This is a genomic window from Pragia fontium DSM 5563 = ATCC 49100, from assembly GCF_900112475.1.
GTDB lineage: Bacteria > Pseudomonadota > Gammaproteobacteria > Enterobacterales > Enterobacteriaceae > Pragia > Pragia fontium.
The window spans coordinates 410,564-432,368 of sequence record NZ_FOLW01000002.1; the positions used below are offsets into that span (position 1 = coordinate 410,564).

Sequence of the window (21,805 nt, forward strand, 5' to 3'; positions counted from 1 at the left end):
GCCCTGCTCGGTACTACAGTGCCGAGCAGGTGTAAAAGTTGTTATGGGATTGGCTCAGATCGCAGCGGAAGCGCCGGTTTTTATTTTCGACATCGATAGTCGGTAACAGCTGTTTGCTGGCGATGGAAAATAAGCCGTTGGGGTAGGCGACATCACCAGTTTCCCGGATGGTGCCACTGACCGGATTTCCCTGAGTATCTTGCAGAAATCCGTTATAAAGGAGGTTGATATCCACGCTGGCTTTAGCGGCGTAAACTTGACCAGGATGCGCCCGAGGGATATTGGCCGGTACTTCGACGTTGATATCTTGATCGTTATCCTGACTATTGACGCGGGCAAAAGTGATATCGTTGTAACTCTTGATGGGAATAGCATAAACACTATTGCTACCAACGGGTGCTCCTTCAACTTCAAAACCGTAGTCAATACCTTGCAACATGGGAGTAGAAAGCAGCATGGCTGAACCGCTGCTACTGTAGCGACCCAGAGCGACACCTTGAGTATTGGCGGCAATCATGCCACGGTAATTCAAGTCGGCATTATTGCTGTTCGCACTACGGCCCAGATTAAGTGACACATCGCCACGGCTACCTTCTCGAGTGGCATACAAGTTAACGTTATTCAGGTCATTAATACGGCTGACGGTGGTACCCAATGTGGTGGTGCCAAATGTATCAGTGCTAATATGCCGATAGTTACCGCTAAGTTGAGTTTGTCCCCCTGAACGGGCGGCAGAAAAACTGCCCTGTATGCGATCAAGCGTCCAGGTGGTATTGAAAAAAATACCGTAGTTGTTACCTGACTGCTGGAAGCCACCTTTTTGTACCCCCAACGAGAATGTTGACCATAGTCCATTAGGACGATAGTTCCAACGCAATTCGATTTGATGTGATTCGCTGCTGGAAAATTGACTGTAGTTATAGGAAATAAGCGAGTTTCCCAGTCCACGGCTGTAAGATAAAGCGCTGCTTGATGTACCGTAGCTATAATAGGACACATCACTATGCTGATAGCGGCTGTAGGAAAGGTTACCCAGTTCGCTACCATATAATGACAGGTTGAGATAACCGCCGTTGCCTTTTTCACCGCTCATCACCCCCAGAGTTGGTGATACTTGGATACCCCCGAATGTACTGGGGCGGCTGATATTTCCTTCGGTAGCCCATTTACCTTCGGAGCCACTAATAGCGGTACCATTGAAGAAAAACCATAATAAATCTCGGCTCAGTCCGCCTTCTAATAAATTGCCATCATTGCTGATATCTTTTCCTGCCGTCAGATGCCAGGCCATATAGCCGGGATAACCGCTATAATTAACATTACTGATGGCATGGTTTTCACGGCTAATGGTATTGCCGTTACGGTCAACCAGACGAACCTCGGTTGAGTAGTAACCGCCGGGTAAATCGTTAAAACTGATGGTATTCCGTCCCAGTACTGCGGGGCGTTTTAGAATCATTCGACCATCGCGATAAAACTCGTAGTTACCTTCAGCGGTGGAGAACAGAACCAATTCTCCTTTACCGTCGCCAATTCGAAGGTTTGATTGACTCCCAATGGTAACAAATTGGTCAAAACTGGGAGATAGCGTGGTACTGATGCTATCAGAGGCAAAGTCGATACTGTTCTGTCGGCCTGCGCGTAAATAGGTCGACGAGAAGTTTTTTTGTATATAGTAGGTTGAAATGCCTTGATTGTGCGTATTCTTTTCACCCATGCTGGCGTAGTTGCTATACCAGTTAAGATAGCCAAAACTTTGCCATGGCATACCCAGCCAGGCATTGCTGTTGAGGTTAATGGCACGATAATTCTCGCTGGAAGCTCGGATATCTACGTTTTGGTTGTGTACTAATCCCAGAGAGGTTTCAGGCAAAATGTAGTCGTTTTCACTGCTACGTAATGTAATGGCGCGTCGTGTTTTATCCACGGTCACGTGCTTTCCCTCAATAGTGAGATCGCAGCCGTTCAAACACTGTTTGTAGTCTAGTTGATCGAATATTTTTTGTAGGTTGGCAATGATTTTCGGATCAACCGCGTTACGGCGATATTTTTCCCGATCAAAATCCAATTTATTCAGCTGTGGTGAATAACTGATAAAATCCGGTAAGGTAATACCATCAATGGTCGCAACATATTTAGCCGTATCATCTATTTCAGATTCACTAAAACCGTCGGGTACGCCATAGACGAATGTGATCCGATCATCAGCTTGAGCCTGAATAGTCAGCATAAACGTCAGGAGTGTCGACTGAAATAGTGTCAGGTAGACACTTTCTTTTGCAGAAAGCCTTTTTTCCTTGATGATCATTAATTATGCATTCCCTGCGAATTGAATGTAAAACAGGTCATAAAGGCCACTTCATTAATATAAAGTGGCCTGAGGGGGTTATTTATTTTGCTGTTACAACGGGTTCAAATACCATAACCAGGTCGCCGTTATAGCTGCCATTGGTACTCAGACCATTTACAGCAACAGGTGCGTCAAGTTTAACGTTCAGGTTATAAACTTGATCAAACTCAGTACCAGATTTTTCAGTTTGTTTGATTTCCACTGTTGTGCCTGTAGCTAATGGCTTAGAACCGGCACTTGTATCCATTGTGATGCTGGCATTTGGCATTTCATAATTACCGTTGCTCATTTTCAACGGCTGTGCCAAAGTCACCTTAAAGGATTCATTTTTACTCCATACGCGAATTGGCAATGTTGTAGAAAACTTCTGCTGTTTATAATCCAGCGCTCTAACTTCTTCTACGTCATACCAACTTGAACCATCAGGCTTAGATACAAATAACGCATCGTTAATTTGTGCCGTAAGGTGAATGGTCTTAGGGAGCTGATTGCTTGGTTCGGCATTAGCAACACCGGCGCCAAAAAACATGCTCATACCTAAAATCAGTGCGTATTGATTAAATTTCATTATATTTCTCCATGTGGAAGTCACTCATCCATAACGATGATATCGCGCTATATTTCCGATCGAGAGAGATGACATAAGATAGCTATAGATGAATAAATATTATTTTCTGTAACTAACTTATAACGTTATCTCACCAAGATTGGATTTAATACGCAGTCATTTTTTTATCCAGTTAGTCCACATTTCTAGACTTTCCAGATGGGGGGCATTTTAGTCGTGTTAATGTTTTTTTGGAATATAAGATCATTTAACTTGCCAAATACAGAATTTAATATTGATTTGCATAATTTTGAAGATTTATGTGTCGATATGTTAGGTGGTGCAAATTAAACAGCGGTAAATCAAGTTAAGTAGCATATAGTTTACATTAATTGTTTATTTTGAATTTTTGATTATTGGTGAATTTTTAACAACTCATTAATATTAATAAATTGCAACTTATTTAAATATGTGTAATAAGCTCGGGCTAGAATTTCATTGCGATGAATTTTCAGGATGGTTCGGCAGCATAAGTAATATTTTATTTGAGGTGAAGCTAGGCGTAATAATAGAGCCTATTGTAAAAAATTATGGAATATATCTTTAATGACAGCGTAATCTTCAATGAGTCTGGGGGATTACGTTTTAAGCATAAAACTCAGCCTGCTATCTCTATGACTGTAATACAGGCAGGCATATTGATAGAGCTTATTAAGGCACAAAGTAAACCAGTACATCGTAATGATTTGCTTGATAAAGTGTGGGAAGATAATGGATATCCTGCTTCCAATAATAGTCTAAACCATAATATTGGATTTTTACGTAAGACATTAAAAGATTACGGAATTAATGATGCCATTATTACCGTACACCGCGTTGGTTTTAAATTAAATAAAGCGGTTGATGTGAATGTCTATCATTCCGATGCAACATTATTCGTAGCAGAAGGCGGTAATGAGCATGGTGTACTTTCTTCTATTGATCATGCGACCGAGATCGAGAGTAAAGCACGCACTTTATTACGGCCTAAGCGGTGGTTGGGGCTAGGTTTATGGCAAACGGGGCAACAAAAAAAATGGGGCCTCTTGCTCGCTATGCTATTACCGTTACTTTTATTCGTCATGGTTATCTTTTATCAGGCCAAACCGGTTACGAAAACCCAACATTACTTAGCAACAATTATGGGGTGTAAAACCTACACGGTTGAGCCCGTTGATGAGAGCCAGCAAGATAAATATCGTTTTTATAGTGAGTACTTTTTGAAGTCGCAAAATAAGCATTGCGGACCTAATGATATTTTATTGGCATATGTCCAAGATGCCCATGATTTTCAGAAGTCTCTTAGAAGTAATGATAGGGCGTTCTTTGCTATTTGTAACTTCGACCAAAAAAAGACCGATTCTTGTGACAGCTTTTATTCTTATTCTATGGTGCCTCAATGAAAATACGCTGGGTTGTAGTAGGTCTGCTGTGTGTTGTCGCCACTATAACGACGACGTGGTACTGGAAGAATAAGATGAAGGAACCAACAATATCATTGAATTGCCAATCCCAAGGGAAATTTATTTTTAATGAGAGACCTGATTCACCAATTTTCCAGGGTACTTACACATTGATTTTTGATAATAATGGGTCTGGTACCATCAGTTTGGCGGGGATGTTGACGATGGGGACATCTCATTATCGAGTATTGCGTACCGCCATTATGCAGTATCAAACTATTGATGTAGAGAATGGTTGGTTTAATCTGAGTCATACTGGTGATGCCATTCAGGACTATGATAATGCACCAAAAGATGTGATTGATACTTACCTGTTGAGAGGGACGGACGGGAAAACTAAGCGTGTCTTTCGCGCTATGCCATTAAATGACCATGCATATTTGGTTGGAAATGCATATTCCCCGGTTATGGTCTGTTCTAAGGTGAACGGCTAAGAATAGCTTATCGTCAGCAATCTGATTTATCGTGCCAATTTTAAGATGGCCCATCTTTTGGAGTCGGCCATCTTAAATGGTATTGGTGTTTATAAAAATCGGTGATGGATACGGGAGAGATAAACTGGCTTAGTTAAACTTGCCATTAGTGGTAATAAACATATTGATTGCCTCCTGAATTTCCCGCTGTTTCTTGGTATCATCCGTTTCGTTAATTAAATCTTCTAAAGTACTAATAATGGCCTCACGGGAGATATTAGCCCCTTGAGTGTTCAACCGACATACGGCTTTACCAATAAGGCGACGGATTTCATCCTGCATAAACTGCAGTGTTTCAATGCTCATGATATTCATTTTTCCTGATGTTGGCATAATTGGGTTGAGATGTTTTCAATAATATCATTATGTTAATTACGAGATGTTACCGTTTGAGGGATATCTGCGATTGTTAGCTTCAGCGATTAACCCTATTCATTCATGACTGCTTTGCATAGAGACTTTATGGAAATTAGCGATTTTATTTTTGGTGCTCAGCAGGTAAAACCTGATGCTTTGGTGACATTGCAAATAGATCCTGTGAAAAGTTCATTACTGGTTCAGTGGTGCTGGGGAAGCGATAAAGATTTTAGCCGCTCTATTTTGCTTAAGGAGCTTAATTATGATGAAGCCGTTAACGTTTTCTTTGCACATTGTAAAGCAGCGATGACGAGGTAGATTGTTACTTAGTCACGGTATATCGCACCACTTCCCCAAGGCTTGCTAATAAAGGAAAATGGATGGACAGGGCAGAGAGGCTGATGGTTCATTTGATACCAGAAAGTGATGATCTGATATCAAATGATTTAGCGTTGCTATTTCTTATCTGATTTCTTTTTGAGCACCACGATTAAAGACCCCGCTAATCCGATGACCAGCAAGGCGACGGGTAAAATCATTAATCCATTCATTACCGCGGTTTGATTGTGTTTAAAGAATGGGGTCAGACTGATCAGGTATCCCAGACCGGTGACCACACTGACCCATAACACCGCACTTAACCAGTTGAATATTTGAAAGCGTTTGGCATCGAGTGCTGATAACCCGGCAATGGTTGGCAATAGCGTTCTGACAAAGGCCAGAAAGCGGCCGATCAATAAGGCAAAGAAACCATGCCGATAAAACAGCTGATGAGCACGTTGATGATAATGGGCAGGGATCTTGGCCATCCAACCTTGTACTATTTTAGTTTTTCCCAACCATCGTCCTTGAAGGTAACTAAACCAGCAGCCTAATGCGGCGGCAACGGAAAGGACGACTACCGTTAAGGCAAAATGTAGTGAGCCTTGCGCAACCAGTGCACCAGCCAGCAGCAGCAGGCTATCTCCTGGGAGAAATGCTGCGGGTAACAAACCATTTTCAAGAAATATGATGATAAACAGAATGCCGTAAATCGACCAAAGAAACTCAGGATTTGCTAATGTCTTAAAGTCCTGATGGATCAGGGCCTGAAATAAATCTGTTATCGAACCCATTTTCTTTCCTGTGCATAACATTAATGAGGTATCTGTTTTGAGATAGCGTTAATGCAATAGAAGGTGAGATGAAAGTCAAAGAGTGACCGCTATGAGCTAGTTTAACACTATAAGAATTAACTATACAGGTTGAGCGGTTTTATCATTGAAAAATTGCTCTGATATATCAAGGTATTCAATTTACGACTAAATACAAAGGATAAGTACTTTATTGCGCCTATCCGAAAGTCTGCTTTATATCTTGTCAATAGCCTTAAGCCGCTGTTTATATACTTTAATATCATATTAATTCGATGAAATATAAATAAAAACAATTAATAAAGTTAATTGTAGACTTCCATCTCAATAAAAAATAAAACCGGTTCACCCGATAATCGCCCTATGATACCGTAAATCAAAATAGGTCAATTCATTAAAGGTAAATATCATGGATATTGTTGAGCGTTTTATCTCTTATACCAAAATTAATACCACAACAGACCGAGATAAAGGGGCCGCAGGCATTATGCCGTCATCCGAAGGTCAACGAGTGTTGGCCAATAAAGTGGCTGATGAGCTCCGGGCATTGGGATTGCAGGATGTTCAGGTGAGCGAACGATCAATTTTGACGGCAACGTTACCGTCTAATGTTGATTATCCTTTACCGACGGTAGCATTCTTTGGTCATCTGGATACCAGTGCTGAACAAACAACAGATACACACGCTCAGATATTACCTTATCAGGGGGGAGATTTATGCCTTAATCAAGAGCAGCAAATCTTCTTACGCCAAAGCGAATTCCCCGAGCTTAGTGAATATATCGGCGATGATATTATTGCCACCGATGGAACCAGCCTGTTAGGGGCAGATGATAAAGCGGCGATCGCCTCTATCGTGAATATGATTCAATATTTACAACAGCATCCTGAGATTAAACATGGTGCCGTTAAGGTGGGGTTGGTACCGGATGAAGAACAGGGTTTGCGCGGCGCAAAAGTCTTTGATGTGAAGAGCTTCGGCGCTGATTTTGCCTATACCCTCGACTGTTGCGGTATTGGTGAACTGGTGTATGAAAACTGGAATGCCGGTGATGCTGAAATTATTTTTACCGGCCAGTCGGCTCACCCTATGTCAGCAAAGGGCAAACTGAAAAACTCATTGCTGATGGCCCATAAGTTTATTGCCATGTTACCGGGTGGCGAAGCACCGGAATATACCGATGGTAGGGAAGGTTATTACTGGGTCAAGCAAATGCAGGGTAACAGTGCTAAAACGGTGCTGAAAATGGACGTTCGTGACTTTACCGAACAGGGTTATCAGCATCGAATGGCGTTTCTGGCTAAGCTGGCTGAAAACTGCGCCAGTCTATGGGGAACTGAAAGCGTAAAATGTCATCTGGCGGATCGCTATGCTAACGTATTTAATAGTTTGCAGGGGGAGTCAGCTTACCCGATCGATATTGCTGAGCAGGCTTATCGTAATCGTGGTATTGAACCTAAAGTCATTCCTATGCGCGGTGGATATGATGGTGCGGCGCTGTCGCAAAATGGCCTACCTTGTCCGAATATCTTTACCGGAGCGCATAATTTCCACTCGATTTACGAATATCTGCCGGTTATATCTCTCAGAGCTGCCAGTGATGTATTAGTTGAGGTGGTAAAACTCACTCACGATCGTTTCAGGGATGGTACTAAAGCATGATTCAGGTCATCATCGCACTGGTGGTCATTGTGATTGTCGCCCGCTTAATTCTAAAGGGCTACAAAGCTGAACCAGTGCTGTTTGCCGCAGGTTTGATTTTGATGATCTGCACTATGGCATTTGATTGGGGGAGCGTTTTACCCAAGGGGCTCCAGTCGACGGGGATTTCGTTTTTTGATCCCTTTGAAGTAATGCGTAATTTATTCAGCACCCGCGCTGCCGATCTTGGCTTAATGATTATGGCTTTAATGGGATTTGCCCATTATATGGATCATATCGGTGCCAATAAGGCGGTAGTACGCGTAGCGACCCGACCGCTGAAAAAGCTACGTTCCCCTTATATCTTACTTTTTTTCTCTTTCTTATTAGCTAGCATATTACAACTGGCGATTCCATCCGCTACCGGTCTTGCGGTTCTGTTAATGGGAACCATGTTTCCAATTATGATCGGACTGGGGCTTTCTCCTGCTTCGGCTGCTGGTGTTATCGCAACATCATTGGGCGTCGCTTATACGCCAATGGCCGTTGACGCAATTCGGGCAACAGATGCGGTTGGTATGGGCAAGGATGTGGTCGGCTACGTTATTGGTTATCAAGGGCCGGCAGCGGTAGCAACGGTGCTGGTGGTAGGTATTGCGCATATATTCTGGCAGCGCCATTGCGATAGAAAGATCGGTTTTGTCGCGGAAATCGCGACTGAAGAAGCCGTGGGAGATGAGAAGGGGGTTCCCGGTTTCTATGCCTTGTTACCCATGTTGCCGATAGTGATGGCGATCGTTTTCTCTAAGTTATTTGTCAAAGATATTAATCTGGATGTGGTCACCATTGTTCTGATTTGTATGTTTGTTTGTATGGTGATTGAGACATTACGTTTGCGTAACTTTAAGCAGGTTTGTGAAGGGTTCAGTCAGTTTCTAAAGGGAATGGGAAGCGCTTTTACTGGTGTGGTAGGCCTGTTAGTTGCTGCTGGTGTATTTGCTCACGGTATTAAAGTGATCGGTGCTATCGACCAGCTGATTATTATGGCTGAACACGTTGGGTTACCACCATTCGCCATGGCGATTGTCTTTGCGATTGTCACTTTGGCAGCGGCGGTGATTATGGGATCGGGTAATGCACCATTTCTGGCCTTCGTTGAGCTTATCCCTCAGATTGCCCATAGTATGGGGGTCAATCCGACGGGGATGATTTTGCCAATGCAGCAGGCATCTCATATGGGACGGGCAATGTCACCGGTATCTGGTGTGGTTATCGCCGTTTCAAGCGGGGCAAAACTATCGCCTTTTGATGTGGTGAAGAGAACGTCGATTCCACTCTTGATTGGTTTGGTATTCCATACGCTGATTATCGGCATGTTTTATATGAGTATGCCGGCATTTGGGTGAGGGTTGTTTTGGCATTAGACAAAATAAAAAACGCGCCAAGGCGCGTTTGAGACTGTTGATAACCCTTTTTAAAATTGGGTACGGTGGATATTCCGGCTGTAAAAGATTTACCACAATATTACCTAAGTAGCACAGCCGGGAGAGTAGTAAATTTCAGCGGCGGAGTGCGTCGGGCCTAGCTGGGCTAGGGGCACTTCGTTGGCTTACGCCAAGTCGACCCCCACGCCCATCTCTCCCTCTAATTGGCTGTGAGGGTACTATGTCATCAATAAAAAAACGCGCCTTGGCGCGTTTTTTTATTGATTCACGGATGAGCTTATTTTAATTTACTCACCATCTGAACGGCGTAACCAATATAGTTGGCCGGGGTCATGGTTTTCAGGCGCTGTTTTTCTGCTTCTGGTAGTTCAAGTCCATCAATAAAGACTTTCATATCTTCCGCGGTAACGCGCTTGCCACGAGTGAGTTCTTTTAGTTTCTCATAAGGTTTTTCGATGCCATAACGGCGCATAACCGTTTGGATCGGTTCGGCCAGCACTTCCCAGTTATGGTCTAACTCATTAAGCAGATTGCTTTCGTTCACTTCCAGCTTGTTGATGCCTTTCATGGTGGATTGATAAGCGATCAGAGCATAACCAATGCCCACACCCAAATTACGCAGTACGGTAGAGTCGGTTAGATCGCGCTGCCAGCGGGACACCGGAAGCTTGGCGGCTAAATGATTTAAGAGCGCATTGGACAGACCCAGATTGCCTTCGGAGTTTTCGAAATCGATAGGGTTAACTTTATGCGGCATGGTTGAGGAGCCAATTTCACCGGCAATGGTTTTTTGCTTAAAGTGATTGAGAGAAATATAACCCCAAACGTCACGGTCGAAATCCAGCAAAATGGTATTGAAACGCGCTACGCAATCAAACAGCTCAGCAATATAGTCATGCGGCTCGATTTGGGTGGTGTACGGATTCCAAGTAATGCCTAAGGAGCTAACAAAACTTTCGCTGAACTGATGCCAGTCTACTTCCGGATAAGCCACAATATGGGCGTTATAGTTACCTACTGCACCGTTGATTTTACCCAGAATTTCAACTTGGGTTAGTTGCTTATATTGACGTTCCATACGATAAGCGACGTTGGCAAATTCTTTACCTACCGTGCTTGGCGTAGCGGGTTGACCATGAGTGCGCGACAGCAGAGGGATGTCACGATATTGCGCAGCCAGCGCCTTAATGGCATCAATCATATTACGCCATTCAGGTAACAACACTTCAGTACGAGCGGTGGATAACATCAGGGCATGGGACAGATTATTGATATCTTCTGAAGTACAGGCGAAGTGAATAAACTCTGAAATAGCATGCAATTCGGGAATCGCTGCGACTTTTTCTTTTAGAAAATACTCAACCGCTTTGACATCATGGTTGGTTGTTCTTTCAATTGTTTTAATGCGTTGAGCATCGGTTTCGTTAAATTCAGCGACAATTTTATTGAGGAAATCGTTTGCTTCTTGGCTAAAAGCAGGAACTTCTTTAATTTGTGCACAATCGGCCAATTTCTGTAACCAACGAACTTCCACAGTAACGCGGAACTTCAGCAAACCAAATTCGCTGAAAATAGCGCGTAGGGCGCTGACTTTATCGCCGTAACGTCCATCAATAGGGGAGACGGCGGTCAGTGAAGATAATTTCATCAGTAAGACTCCTGAAGTCTGAAAAATTTAACGATTAGCAAGAATTTCTCTCACCTGGTTTAACAGGCGATTACGTGAAAACATAAATTGCAGTCGGCTACCGCCAACCTGTTGCCAGAGTACCGCTGCGCGGATACCGGCCAGTAACGCGGCTCGGACTTTCGCTTGAACCAAGGGTTTTTGCAGCGCATCCGGAGAGCCGGTTACCTGAATCCGCGGACCAAGAGGGCTGACAATATCCACATAGAGACTGGCCAGCGAGCTGTAAATAGTTTCGGATTCAATATCAAAATGAGCTAACTGGCGCTCAACCTGACTAATGCGTGTAGCAAGCTCATTCAATGCTTGATGATTAGCGGATAGCTTACGTTCCAGCACCATAATACTCAACACGTAGCGAGTGAGTTCTGCACTGAGCTCTTGACGATTATTGGTCAACACGCTGGGCAGGGTTTCCAGACCCATGGTTAAATCCTTCTCCAGTCCAAAGATGGCCAGCGTAGAAGGGGAGTCGGTCACCATAATACTTTTTAATGAAACCGATAGCGCCTCGGTGTCACATTGACCATTGTGGGCCAACTGTTGAACCAAGCGGGCTGACTGAGCGATGCCCGCCAGCGCAAGGGTAATGTCGTAATAATTTTTGGCCACGGATTAATCCTGTAAACGTTCTTCAATAACACCGCCACCAAGGCAAACGTCACCCTGATAGAAAACGGCTGATTGTCCGGGCGTGACTGCCGCGACCGGTTCATCAAAACGAACTTCGATACGATCTGCACCGTGAGGAATCACAGTACAAGGGATATCCTGTTGGCGATAACGGGTTTTTACCGTACAGCGGAAGGTTTCCGTTACCGTGTTGCGATCAACCCAATGCAGTTGTTGAGCTATCAGGCCATTGGAGAACAGGCTTGGGTGATCGTGGCCCTGAGCAACAATAAGACGATTATTGACCAGATCTTTATCTACGACGTACCACGGATCTTCGCCGCCATCTTTCAGGCCTCCGATGCCTAATCCTTTACGCTGTCCCAAGGTGTGATACATCAGCCCCTGATGCTGACCAATGGTTTCACCATCAACAGTGACGATATGGCCTGGTTGAGCCGGTAAATAACGGGCTAAAAAATCTTTGAATTTACGTTCGCCAATAAAGCAGATACCTGTAGAGTCTTTTTTCTTGGCGGTAACTAAATCTAACTGTTCAGCAATACGGCGTACTTCGGGCTTTTCCAGTTCACCAACCGGAAACAGGCTTTGAGCGACCTGTTCGTGGCTTAAGGTATACAGAAAATAGCTTTGGTCTTTATTATTATCGACGCCCCGTAGCAGACGGCTTTTACCATCAACATCCTGACGGCGGACATAGTGACCAGTCGCGATATAGTCTGCCCCCAGATCTTCTGCGGCAAACTCAAGAAACGCTTTAAACTTAATTTCTTTATTACACAGAATATCCGGGTTTGGCGTGCGCCCTGCTTTATATTCAGCCAAGAAATGCTCAAAGACATTGTCCCAATATTCGGCAGAAAAGTTGATGGTATGCAGTTCGATACCCAACTTATCACAAACGGCTTGAGCATCGGCGAGATCCGTGGCAGCGGAACAGTACTCGTCTGAATCATCCTCTTCCCAGTTCTTCATAAATAAGCCGGCCACCTGATAGCCTTGCTGCTGAAGCAAATAGGCTGAAACGGAGGAATCGACACCACCGGACATTCCGACAATGACTTTTTTCTGACTGTTATCTGACATGGGGCTCTCGCGTACTTGTTGTGACTTAAAATTGATATAAAGTGTGCTGTAATTCTTAACGCAGGATTTTAGCACGTTGGTGCGGTTGGTGCATCGCCTAAGACAAACGCTTTTTCGTCCAGTTATAGCTTTCTATAATGGATAGCGGATAGCGTTCTGGTTGCTGATAGCGCAACAAGCTTTCTCTCACCAATGGGGAACGTAGATTAGCAGCATTGAGAATCTCTTCAGCGCTGAGCCAGTGACAGCATTCGATATCGCTATCATGCGGGTGCGTTGCCAGCATTTCGGGTAAATCAATGGCAAAAGTAAAACGAATAAACGGTGTACCATCACGCGCCATCCATTGATAGATTTGTAGCAGCGATTGCGGGGCGGCCTGAATGCCGGTTTCTTCCCACAGTTCTCGCTGTGCGCCCTCGAATAGTGTCTCATCGGCTTCTAAATGGCCGGCTGGTTGATTTAATGTCGGTGATCCGTTTATCAGTTCTTCAACCATTAAAAATTTATTTTCGGCTTGCACAACGCAGGCCAACGTGACGTGTGGTTTAAATTGGCTGTCAGACATCGTTAACTTCTCTCCATTCACCGGGTTGCAGATTATCGAGGTTCCAATGATGTAAACTGTAGCGGATTAAGCGCAAAGTAGGAAAACCAACGTGGGCGGTCATTCTGCGAACCTGTCGGTTTCTCCCTTCATATAAGGTGATTTTTAGCCAGCTGGTTGGAATGGCTTTTCGTTCACGAATGGGGGGATTTCTCGGCCATAGCCACTCTGGCTCGGGCACAATTTCTGCGCCGGCGGGAAGAGTAGGGCCATCGTTTAATATTATCCCCTGACGCAATTTTTCTAACGCCTCGGTGTCAGGAATTCCTTCCACTTGCACCAAATAGACTTTCCCTGTTTTATGTTGCGGCTGTGTTAATTCAGCCTGTAATTTACCGTCATTTGTTAGAACAAGTAGTCCTTCACTGTCGCGATCTAATCTTCCGGCAGCATAAACATCGGTTAAGGGAATGAAGTCTTTTAAGGTTATTCTACCCGCCTGATCGGTAAATTGCGGTAACACATCATAGGGTTTATTAAATAGAATAACGCGCCGCGGACCTTTTGGACCACGGGGTTTGCTTTTTTGCCGATGACGATTGGCAGAATTTCTTTTAGTTGCTAGTTTAAACATGATATTTCGCGTGGTGAATCGTTAAATCATTATACTTGAAAAAGTTTTTGATTGGCGGACAGAAAGTTATCAAGTAGTATCAGAGTGCATCTTACAAAAAATTAACAAACATGTCCTTAGAGGAGAGTTTGATGGAAAGCAAAGTAGTTGTTCCTGCCACGGGTAAAAAAATTACGGTTGACGCTAAAGGCAAACTCGCGGTTCCGCACGATCCTATTATTCCCTACATTGAGGGTGATGGCATTGGTGTTGATGTTACACCAGTAATGATTGATGTTGTTGATGCTGCAGTACAGAAAGCTTACGGCGGCGAACGCAAAATCTCCTGGATGGAGATTTATACTGGCGAAAAATCAACTCATGTCTATGGAAAAGATGTCTGGTTACCAGATGAAACATTAGACCTGATTCGTGAATATAAAGTGGCGATTAAAGGCCCACTTACTACACCGGTCGGCGGTGGTATTCGTTCTTTGAACGTTGCGTTACGCCAACAGTTAGATCTGTATATCTGCTTACGCCCTGTGCGTTACTATGAAGGTACGCCAAGCCCGGTTAAACGCCCAGATTTGACCGATATGGTTATTTTCCGCGAAAACGCAGAAGATATTTATGCTGGTGTTGAGTGGAAGGCGGGAACGCCGGAAGCGGATAAAGTGATTAAGTTCCTGCGTGAAGAGATGGGCGTAACTAAAATTCGCTTCCCTGAACAGTGCGGTATCGGCGTTAAGCCATGTTCAGAGCAGGGCACTAAGCGTTTAATTCGTGCTGCAATTGAATATGCGATTGATAACGATCGTGATTCCGTTACGCTGGTGCACAAAGGTAACATCATGAAGTTTACCGAAGGCGCTTTCAAAGACTGGGGTTACCAGTTGGCAAAAGAAGAATTCGGTGGCGAACTGCTTGATGGCGGCCCATGGTTGAAGGTGAAAAATCCGAAGACTGGCAAAGACATTATTATCAATGATGTTATCGCGGATGCATTCTTGCAACAAATTCTGCTGCGTCCGGAAGAGTATGATGTAATTGCCACCATGAACCTGAACGGTGACTATATTTCTGATGCGCTGGCGGCACAGGTTGGCGGTATCGGTATCGCACCGGGTGCCAACATTGGTGACGATTGTGCACTGTTTGAAGCCACGCACGGTACAGCACCGAAGTATGCTGGTCAGAATAAAGTGAATCCAGGTTCAGTTATTCTGTCTGCTGAAATGATGCTACGTCATATGGGCTGGTTCGAAGCTGCTGACCTGATTGTCAAAGGTGTAGCAGGGGCGATTAAAAATAAAACTGTTACCTATGACTTCGCTCGTATGATGGATGACGCTAAAGAGCGCTCCTGTAGCGAGTTTGGTCAAGATGTAATATCTAATATGTAATTGTCTAAATGACTTAAAATTATTCGGGGGCTTTGGCCTCCGATTTTTTAATTGCAAAGCTTGAAATCTCTTTGTGGCCATCTTTAATTACTCCTGCTGTTTGATAACCAATATATTTCCTATCGTTAACCTATTTCATAAATCATCACCGAACTATCGATCATCTTAACGCAGCCTGATAATCTACTCCTCCCCATAGACAATTTTAATAAGGTATTCAGTGAGTATTGAATGGATTATCGCCTACTTGATGTTAGGTGCTGTGGTTGGTTTTATGGCAGGGCTATTAGGCATTGGTGGCGGTGGTATTATGGTGCCTATTTTAACCACATTGTTTGCTGCACAAGGTATTGGACAAGAGCATTTAGTGCATATGGCTCTGGGAACGTCGATGGCCTCGATTGTTATTACTGCGTTTTCCAGTGTACGGGCTCATCATCGTTATCAGGCGGTATTATGGCCGGTAGTCAGAAAAATAACGCCCGCTATATTGATTGGTACTTTATCGGCAACCTGGTTGGCAGCCATATTACCTGCGAAAGCGTTAGCTATCTTTTTCTCCTGTTTCATGGGGTACGTGGCTTTACAGATGATATTAAATATTAAGCCAAAGCCCAGCCGTCAGTTGCCCGGTACGTTAGGGATCTCTTTGGCAGGATTATCTATTGGTGGAATATCTGCACTGGTCGCGATTGGGGGCGGTTCGTTAACGGTAGCTTTTCTGACGTGGTGTAACGTTCGTATTCAGAATGCTATTGGTACGTCGGCTGCGGTTGGCATGCCAATTGCCTTAGCCGGTACCGTTGGTTATATGATCAACGGTTGGCATGCTTCAAATACCCCTGATTATAGCGTTGGCTATGTTTACCTGCCTGCAGTAGTCCTTATTTCTATTGTCAGCTATTTTACTGCACCAATAGGCGCTAGGTTAGCGCATAAGCTGCCAGTTGCGCTGCTTAAAAAGATATTTGCCGGATTATTAGTACTGCTAAGTCTTAAAATGCTACAGACGATTTTTAGTGGTTAGTGGGAAGCATAAAGACACAGATTAATCTGTGTCTTTATTACATCCTAGCGGTAGGAATTAGTGGTGTTTTGTCAGGTATAAAGAGTGTGTTATCTATTTAACCGATCTTGGCAGGCACGGTTGTTGAGAACTATCAATTTTTCTGATGAAATAATCATCAGATGAGAGGCGTTTGTTATTTTTATTTTCAGCATTTGGCGATACATACGGTAGGGCTGGTGAGTGATAGCATTCCTGCAGATTATAATCTTTTGATGATTTTAAAAATTGGGGCGCCAGCCATCCCATTACTCCAGCAATGACCACAATGAAACCAATAACCGTACAATCGAGACACTTTATTCTCATCTGATGTTCTTCATGTCATGAAATGAAATCAATTAATTTCTAATTATTTCAAATAGTAATAATAACCTATCACAATGCCCATAAGGTTTTACCTATAGCTGAAATAGGTAAGGTCTATCAATTTTCCATTGGCCGTATTGCCTAACCATCTGATTAATTAACTTTTAATTTCAATTAGTTAAGTGATATGGGTAAGTGACAATTTTTAATAAATTAACCGCAAATTTCATTCTTAAATCTGTCAGATAATAAATAGAGTGTACAAAGAGACAGGTTAACGAGTCATTGGCCACACAATGAAGAAAAATAAACTACCATTTGATTACCCACTGTTTAAATCAGGTAAATCAACCGTATATGAATACAAAATGTAAAGTATGTGATTCAGTCTATTTTGAGCTTAAGATTTCAACGGAAATGAATGGATTCGGACATATTATTTACACTATTCAATGTACCCGCTGTGGGTTCATTATGGCGACAATCAACAAAACACGGATTGTTGAAGGGATCGCGAAAACAGTAGGTATTAACTTATCTGATGAGAGTATGCTTTAACGGTGCTCTGTAATAGTCAGAATGTTTTGATGTGATAGGCGGTAGCGTATTATTTTATAGGTTATCGCCTGTTTTTGTATTGGACATAGAGGGTTAACCAATCTCCTTGGTTTTCAGTTAGTGTAATTTTGTGTGCGTGGGGTAATAAGATGATATTACTCAATATAGAGTAATTGGGATAGCATGATTATTTCTATATGGGATAGAGGGTTATTTTGGTTAAATTTTTTACTTCTTATTATGTTACTTGGAATAACACCTCTATAGATAGATAAAATGTAGGGGAATTAAAAAATTATTTAATAATACACTCTTTAATCGTAAAAAAAGTCCGTTCTTTTGATATCTCAGATACCATCCATCCAGTGAGCCCCGCCGTTATTGTTATACAAAGAACAAGAGTGAGTTCAATAAATGATATTTTCATTTGATGAATAACCTTTTGGACAATAGATAAGTAACAAGACTTGTTAACAAAACCCTGTCAATCTACCATGTAAGACCAAGGCCGTCACTCGCTTTTTGTGCTGCGAATGAAAATTAATCTGAATGAGTTGATATTAATCAGGACCTAATATTGAATTATATTGGTCTTATTATATTCAACTATAATAAGTAATATCTTTTTAACATCAATTTAATATTTTCATTTTTAATATATTATTTTGATCTTAATGGGTTAGGTAACTTAAAAAATCATATAGTTAAATATAATGATAGGTGGCGATTCTTTTCAGTAGCTGAAATATAGGAGAGGTGCATATGTACAAATCCATTTTAGTCCCTGTGGATATTTTGGAAGAAGAACTCACCCGTAATGCGTTAAAGCATGCGGTATATTTGGCCAAACTGGCTGATGCGAAAGTGTACTTGCTTCATGTACTACCCATTTCATCTGCAATTATTAACTCTTATGCCCTTGGATATCCTGAGCTAAAAGATCGCGCTTCGATTAAAGCGGAGGAGGATTTAAAGACGCTGGTTGATTCATTGGATCTTCCAAAAGAACGCGTTTCCTATTCAATCGCTTTTGGTTCCCCAAGGGATGAGATCGCTATTAGTGCCGAAAGTATTGAGGCCGATCTGATTGTCATTGGTTCCAGACGCCCTGGTATTACTACCCATTTATTAGGTTCTAATGCATCAGGTATTGTCCGGTATGCCAACACATCAGTTTTAGTGGTGAGATAATAATCTATAAATATAATTTCACCAGCTATCGCTGATATGAAAAACGCCACAAGTCAGTGGCGTTTTTGTTCTTTTAGCTAAAGAAAAATGTGCCCATAATTATTTTGTGCGACTACCTATTGTCTGACTTCTGCATCTACTGGCCGTGGAATAAAAAATGACACCAACAATGCCAAAACGGTAATGGCTAATCCCATCATGATACCGTTGAAATACCCCTCAGTAGAGTAAGTCCCCGCAGGAGTTGAAATTATTTGGACGGCTGGTAAGAGGGCAAAACTCAACCCAGCGCCAAGATTAAAGGCTCCGGCATTCATTCCTGGGAGAAAACCGGGATTGTCTTTGGGGGATAAGACAATGCCTAAACCATTAAGGATGATATTGGTGATACCGGCATAGGTCACGCCAATCAGCAATATAGCCGTGATAAGCATAGGTAGTGAGTTTAGCCCAACAAATAACATCATTAGAATAGCGATGATGCTACCTAACAGCCCAATACGTAGCACATTGGTATAGCCTAGTGTCGGTGCCAGCCGTCCGGAAAACGGACCAACCAGCCAGCCTATCAGAGCATAAGGAGTTAAGAAGGCGAGAGCAGCCTTATCGGCACTCATGGCGAAACCGACGGTATGATTTTGGGCAAATGACATGACTAGCCCATTCACGATGGCAAAAATACCCGTCATTGTCAGCGTTGTGGTGAGTAATAAGGCCCAGGTACTTCGCTGTTTTAGGTAGAATGTGGTGACTAGTGGGTGCTGGCTGTTTTTTTCTACCAGCCAGAAGGCAATAAACATCAGGATAGAAAAGATAGCCAGAGCAATAACGAGCGGCCAGTTAGCGGCCGAAAGGTTGCTGGCTTGACCTAAAGCGATAAGCATTGCGGCCAGAGAAATAACCAGCAGGGTTACACCTATCCAGTCCATACGAATACCGGAAGAGGGTTTAGATTCTGGCGCATATTTAATCAGCAGTAATGTCGAGACGGCGGCAACGGCGGTAATGACCCAGAATACCGAGCGGAATCCAAAGTGAGTAGCCAATAAACCACCGGCAATGGCATCTATTCCTGCGATACCACCATTTACTGCGGTGACTACCCCCATCAACGTGCAATACAGTTTCTTATCCGCTATTTCATGATGCAGCATCAGTAAGCATAGCGGAACGACGGGGCCTGAGACGCCTTGAATAATTCGTGCAACATAAAGTACGCCAATATTGGGTGCCAGTGCAGCAAGCACGGTACCTGCGGTCATGATAGCGAGCATCCAGGTCAATACTTTTTTGCGTCCTTTAATATCGCTAAGGCGCGGAAGGAACAGCGAAAATAGAGCAGCGGCAGTAAAGAAAGCAGTTTGTGATAGTGAAACAGCTGCTTCATCGGTATGTAATTCTTGCGCGATAGTCACCAGAACAGGGCCTAACATGCTGGCATTTAACTGAAATGCTATGCAGGCTGCCAGTAACGTGAAGAGCAATGTGCCAACGTTACTCCGGGTATTTTGTAAAGGCGAATCGGTCATATATGTACCTCACCGATCCGTTTTAAGGCATCAACGATGAGATCCCAAAAGTATGGGTGATTGAGTTTAACGCCTACCTGAGTGTGACAGTCTGCTGGCGGCGGCGCTCGGAAATCGGCAACGGTCATGCCTAGGGTAAGTGTACCTGTTAGCTCAATATCGATTGGCACTTTTTGTACGCTCATGACTGCTGGATCGATAACGTAGGCTACGGCACAGGGGTCGTGCACCGGAGGGGCGTCAAAACCCTGTGCGCTTTTGTACATGGTGCCGAAAAACTCCAGCATTTCCAGAACAAATGTGGCTGGTTTGGTACCCACAGCACGTATTTGTTCAATCACATCTGGTGTCGCGAGTGCCTGATGAGTCAAATCTAACCCCACCATGGTAATGGGCCATTTTTCATTGAATACAATATGGGCAGCTTCTGGATCAATTTTGATATTAAATTCAGCGACCGGGCTCCAGTTACCGACGTGATAGCCTCCTCCCATTAAGACCACTTCTTTAACGCGTTCTACAATACGTGGCTCCAGTCGAGCAGCAAGGGCGATATTGGTTAATCCTGCCGTAGGAACCAAGGTGATGGTTTTTGGTGGGTGAGACATAATGGTTTCGATAATTAAGTCGACGGCATGACGAGAATCAACACTGATTGTCGGCTCGGGTAAAACCGGGCCATCAAGGCCGGAATCCCCGTGAATATCTGGAGCGGTTTCCACCTGACGAATTAGTGGGCGAGCCGCTCCGGCAGCAAAAGGAATACCGGTGATATTCGCAATGCGTGCAACGGCGAGTGCATTACGGGTCACTTTTTCTAACGTTTGATTACCAACAACGGTAGTGACCGCCAGCAATTCAATATCAGGATTACCATGAGCCAATAGAATAGCAATAGCATCATCATGGCCAGGATCGCAGTCGAGAATTATTTTTTTTGCCATATCTTATCTGTTCCTTAAAGTGAATTTTTCGTTGATATTCATTGCTAAGTATTGGGTTTGCAGTCAGTCGTATCGCAGTCGGATAGATAGATATACCCCATGTGAAGGTGAGAATAGTCAATTAATCAAGGATAAAGAGTGACACGGGTCATAGGATTGGGGTATTGATTAAAAACAACAGCGCGCGTAAGCAAAAAATATTTTCCAATAACTTATGGATTACAGCAGGTTAGAAATGGTCTTTATAGGATAGTTGAATATTTTGAAAACAGAAGTACAGGTAGCACTAAGAGGCTACCTGTATGAATTGGTCATTGGCGTAGGATGGTAGAAGGTATTAAGAGAACGATTATTTTTCTTTGGCCACGTAAGGCATTTTACCTAAGTGGTAGGGATTACCGCGAAAAAACTCCACGCGCTGTTTAAAGTAATCTTGAAGGCCCGCTGGGATCAATACTTCTATATCACGGTAGTTAAAGGGCATGCCATAACGCTCTTTATAGGCAATACCGGACGCATGCAAGTCAACATCGACTTTTTCACGCTCTTCTTTTGGAAGGTCAGCCAGATTGTAACTCATCGTATACTCCTCTTGTTCCGCCGTGATTATACAGGGTTATTCTGGTGATTCCATTGTGTTGTATGTAAAGCGTATAGATCGCCCACTTGGCATCATGAATTTATCCTTGGGGAGAGGGGGACAGACAGTAAGCATAGTATGAAGAGATACTCTGTTGACCAAATTTGGTATTGGATGGGAGCGATTGCCTGCCATTTAGGATAAAAA

General features: G+C 43.3%; 20 protein-coding genes. 8 read left to right on the forward strand and 12 right to left on the reverse strand.

Annotated features, from left to right (window positions below):
* Window positions 1-13 precede the first annotated feature (13 nt).
* The gene (locus BMZ28_RS05040) at window positions 14-2,308 is read right to left on the reverse strand and encodes a TcfC E-set like domain-containing protein (RefSeq protein ID WP_211201776.1); all 2,295 of its coding nucleotides are present in this window, start codon (window positions 2,306-2,308) and stop codon (window positions 14-16) included.
* Window positions 2,309-2,390: 82 nt separating this feature from the next.
* Window positions 2,391-2,918, reverse strand: a complete 528-nt coding sequence (locus BMZ28_RS05045) for a CS1 type fimbrial major subunit (protein WP_074821189.1) — start codon at window positions 2,916-2,918, stop codon at window positions 2,391-2,393.
* Between the two features lie 569 nt (window positions 2,919-3,487).
* Between BMZ28_RS05045 and BMZ28_RS05050 the strand changes: the two genes are divergently transcribed.
* Both BMZ28_RS05050 and BMZ28_RS17480 read left to right on the forward strand, forming a co-directional pair.
* Window positions 3,488-4,339 (forward strand): winged helix-turn-helix domain-containing protein, encoded by an 852-nt coding sequence (locus tag BMZ28_RS05050; protein ID WP_074821192.1) that lies wholly within the window; start codon window positions 3,488-3,490, stop codon window positions 4,337-4,339.
* A gap of 224 nt (window positions 4,340-4,563) precedes the next feature.
* On the forward strand, window positions 4,564-4,833 hold the full coding sequence (locus BMZ28_RS17480; RefSeq protein ID WP_169052197.1) for a FidL-like protein: 270 nt from the start codon (window positions 4,564-4,566) through the stop codon (window positions 4,831-4,833).
* 129 nt (window positions 4,834-4,962) lie between these two features.
* On the opposite strand, the gene BMZ28_RS05060 is transcribed toward BMZ28_RS17480, so the two are convergent.
* Window positions 4,963-5,178 (reverse strand): hypothetical protein, encoded by a 216-nt coding sequence (locus tag BMZ28_RS05060; protein WP_047780751.1) that lies wholly within the window; start codon window positions 5,176-5,178, stop codon window positions 4,963-4,965.
* Window positions 5,179-5,334: 156 nt separating this feature from the next.
* On the opposite strand from BMZ28_RS05060, the gene BMZ28_RS05065 reads away from it, so the two are divergent.
* On the forward strand, window positions 5,335-5,547 hold the full coding sequence (locus BMZ28_RS05065; protein WP_074821198.1) for a hypothetical protein: 213 nt from the start codon (window positions 5,335-5,337) through the stop codon (window positions 5,545-5,547).
* Between the two features lie 137 nt (window positions 5,548-5,684).
* On the opposite strand, the gene BMZ28_RS05070 is transcribed toward BMZ28_RS05065, so the two are convergent.
* Window positions 5,685-6,344 (reverse strand): DedA family protein, encoded by a 660-nt coding sequence (locus BMZ28_RS05070; protein ID WP_047780753.1) that lies wholly within the window; start codon window positions 6,342-6,344, stop codon window positions 5,685-5,687.
* Window positions 6,345-6,771: 427 nt separating this feature from the next.
* On the opposite strand from BMZ28_RS05070, the gene pepT reads away from it, so the two are divergent.
* Complete coding sequence (pepT, locus tag BMZ28_RS05075; RefSeq protein ID WP_074821202.1) at window positions 6,772-8,025, forward strand: peptidase T; 1,254 nt, start codon at window positions 6,772-6,774, stop codon at window positions 8,023-8,025.
* On the forward strand, window positions 8,022-9,410 hold the full coding sequence (dcuC, locus tag BMZ28_RS05080; RefSeq protein WP_074821205.1) for a C4-dicarboxylate transporter DcuC: 1,389 nt from the start codon (window positions 8,022-8,024) through the stop codon (window positions 9,408-9,410). The genes pepT and dcuC overlap by 4 nt, the downstream gene beginning before the upstream one ends.
* 316 nt (window positions 9,411-9,726) lie before the next feature.
* Here the strand turns inward: dcuC and purB are convergent, their stop codons facing one another.
* The 5 genes from purB to rluE all read right to left on the reverse strand — a co-directional run bounded on the left by purB (window position 9,727) and on the right by rluE (window position 14,036).
* Window positions 9,727-11,097: an adenylosuccinate lyase gene (gene purB / locus BMZ28_RS05085; RefSeq protein WP_074821208.1), complete on the reverse strand. Its 1,371-nt coding sequence runs from the start codon at window positions 11,095-11,097 to the stop codon at window positions 9,727-9,729.
* 27 nt (window positions 11,098-11,124) lie between these two features.
* The gene (gene hflD, locus BMZ28_RS05090) at window positions 11,125-11,748 is read right to left on the reverse strand and encodes a high frequency lysogenization protein HflD (protein ID WP_074821211.1); all 624 of its coding nucleotides are present in this window, start codon (window positions 11,746-11,748) and stop codon (window positions 11,125-11,127) included.
* A 3-nt stretch (window positions 11,749-11,751) separates the two neighbouring features.
* Window positions 11,752-12,855, reverse strand: a complete 1,104-nt coding sequence (mnmA, locus tag BMZ28_RS05095) for a tRNA 2-thiouridine(34) synthase MnmA (RefSeq protein WP_074821214.1) — start codon at window positions 12,853-12,855, stop codon at window positions 11,752-11,754.
* Window positions 12,856-12,952: 97 nt separating this feature from the next.
* Window positions 12,953-13,423, reverse strand: a complete 471-nt coding sequence (locus tag BMZ28_RS05100) for an NUDIX hydrolase (RefSeq protein WP_074821217.1) — start codon at window positions 13,421-13,423, stop codon at window positions 12,953-12,955.
* Entirely contained in the window at window positions 13,416-14,036 is a 621-nt protein-coding gene (gene rluE, locus BMZ28_RS05105) for a 23S rRNA pseudouridine(2457) synthase RluE (RefSeq protein WP_074821220.1), read from the reverse strand. Before rluE ends, BMZ28_RS05100 begins: the two co-directional genes overlap by 8 nt.
* A gap of 131 nt (window positions 14,037-14,167) precedes the next feature.
* Between rluE and icd the strand changes: the two genes are divergently transcribed.
* The 3 genes from icd (at window position 14,168) to BMZ28_RS05125 (ending at window position 18,545) form a co-directional block, all read left to right on the forward strand.
* Entirely contained in the window at window positions 14,168-15,421 is a 1,254-nt protein-coding gene (gene icd, locus BMZ28_RS05110) for an NADP-dependent isocitrate dehydrogenase (protein WP_047780761.1), read from the forward strand.
* Between the two features lie 220 nt (window positions 15,422-15,641).
* Window positions 15,642-16,448, forward strand: a complete 807-nt coding sequence (locus BMZ28_RS05115) for a sulfite exporter TauE/SafE family protein (protein ID WP_074821223.1) — start codon at window positions 15,642-15,644, stop codon at window positions 16,446-16,448.
* A 1,668-nt stretch (window positions 16,449-18,116) separates the two neighbouring features.
* Entirely contained in the window at window positions 18,117-18,545 is a 429-nt protein-coding gene (locus tag BMZ28_RS05125; RefSeq protein ID WP_074821227.1) for a universal stress protein, read from the forward strand.
* Window positions 18,546-18,661: 116 nt separating this feature from the next.
* Here BMZ28_RS05125 and uriT read toward each other — a convergent pair whose 3' ends face one another.
* The 3 genes from uriT to BMZ28_RS05140 form a co-directional block, all read right to left on the reverse strand.
* Window positions 18,662-20,074 carry a uridine transporter UriT gene (uriT, locus tag BMZ28_RS05130; protein WP_074821230.1) on the reverse strand — a complete coding sequence of 471 codons (1,413 nt, stop codon included), beginning with the start codon at window positions 20,072-20,074 and terminating at the stop codon, window positions 18,662-18,664.
* On the reverse strand, window positions 20,071-21,018 hold the full coding sequence (uriH, locus tag BMZ28_RS05135) for a uridine-preferring nucleoside hydrolase UriH (RefSeq protein ID WP_047780766.1): 948 nt from the start codon (window positions 21,016-21,018) through the stop codon (window positions 20,071-20,073). The genes uriT and uriH overlap by 4 nt, the downstream gene beginning before the upstream one ends.
* Window positions 21,019-21,367: 349 nt before the next feature.
* A complete protein-coding gene (locus tag BMZ28_RS05140) occupies window positions 21,368-21,598 on the reverse strand; it encodes a DNA polymerase III subunit theta (protein WP_074821232.1) in 231 nt (76 codons plus the stop codon).
* Window positions 21,599-21,805: the final 207 nt, after the last annotated feature.